Here is a 1067-nt window from a genome sequence, read left to right as displayed (position 1 = left end):
GCCGCCCGCCGCCACCGCCGGCGCAGTCCCGGCGCCCACCGCCGGAGGGCCGCACCCGGTCCCCGCGTCGTTCGTCGACGGCCTGCGCGCGGAGGTACAGAACCCGCTCGGCGAACACCCGGCCACCAACGACTGGGACTGCGAGCTCACCGAGGCCCGCCCGCGTCCGGTGGTCCTCGTCCACGGCACGTTCCATAACCGGCAGGACAACTGGGCAACCTCGCGCCGACGCTGGCCAACGAGGGCTACTGCGTCTACGCGCTGACCTATAGCGCGCACCCGCAGGCGCCGTGGCCGCTCAGCGCCCTGGGCGGGACCCGCACGATGGAGGAGGGGGCGGCCGAGCTCGCGGCGTTCGTGGACCGCGTGCGCGAGGCGACCGGCGCGGAGAAGGTCGATCTCGTCGGGCACTCCCAGGGGACGATCATGCCGGCGGTGTACGTCAACGAACTGGGCGGTCACGAGTACGCCGAGAACTACGTGGGTCTCGGTTCGGTGTGGCGTGGCAGCACGGCGTTCTTCATCTCGCGGGCGTTCGACCTGTTCGGCCAGGTGGGCATCCGCGACGAGGTGGAGCACTTCTTCCGGACCGTCGGCTGCGGGGCCTGCAACCAGGTGCTCGCCGGCAGCCAGTTCTTCCACGACCTGTGGCGGACCGGCACGCCGTACCACCCGGACGTGCAGTACACGAACATCCTCACGCGCTACGACGAGATCGTCACCCCGTTCACCAGCGGGTACGTCGAGGGTCCGAACGCCCAGAACCACGTGGTGCAGGACTTCTGCGCGCAGGACTACTCCGAGCACGTCTCGATCGTCACCCCGTGACCTCGTGCTCAACGCGCTTGACCCGGCCAACCCGCGGCCGGTGGGCTGCGTCTTCGTCCCGCCGATCACGCCGCTGCACAGCTGACGCCGGTGGCGGACCCGCGCCGACGGGTTCGTGCCAGCGGGCCCGCGCGGGCGGACAGCGCCGCGGATTGCCCGCCGAACCGCCACCACGGGCGGCCCGGCCGGGTGAGACTGGGCGCATGACCGACTCCCCTGGCACCGAGAACCGTCCCGCC

General features: G+C 71.9%; 1 protein-coding gene and 1 pseudogene. Both read left to right on the top strand.

The window, feature by feature from the left end; translation table 11 throughout:
- Positions 1-265: pseudogene (locus G6030_RS16625) on the top strand (hypothetical protein); the annotation flags it as partial.
- Positions 211-828, top strand: coding sequence for an alpha/beta fold hydrolase (locus G6030_RS13965; protein ID WP_347238670.1), 618 nt, complete (start codon positions 211-213; stop codon positions 826-828). The pseudogene G6030_RS16625 and the gene G6030_RS13965, both read left to right, overlap by 55 nt.
- Positions 829-1067 lie beyond the last annotated feature (239 nt).

Origin of the sequence: Dietzia sp. E1 (genome assembly GCF_014145015.1) — a bacterium.
Classification (GTDB): domain Bacteria; phylum Actinomycetota; class Actinomycetes; order Mycobacteriales; family Mycobacteriaceae; genus Dietzia; species Dietzia cinnamea_A.
Note: the sequence above shows the minus strand (reverse complement) of the source record. Positions and strands in the feature narration are given on the sequence as shown.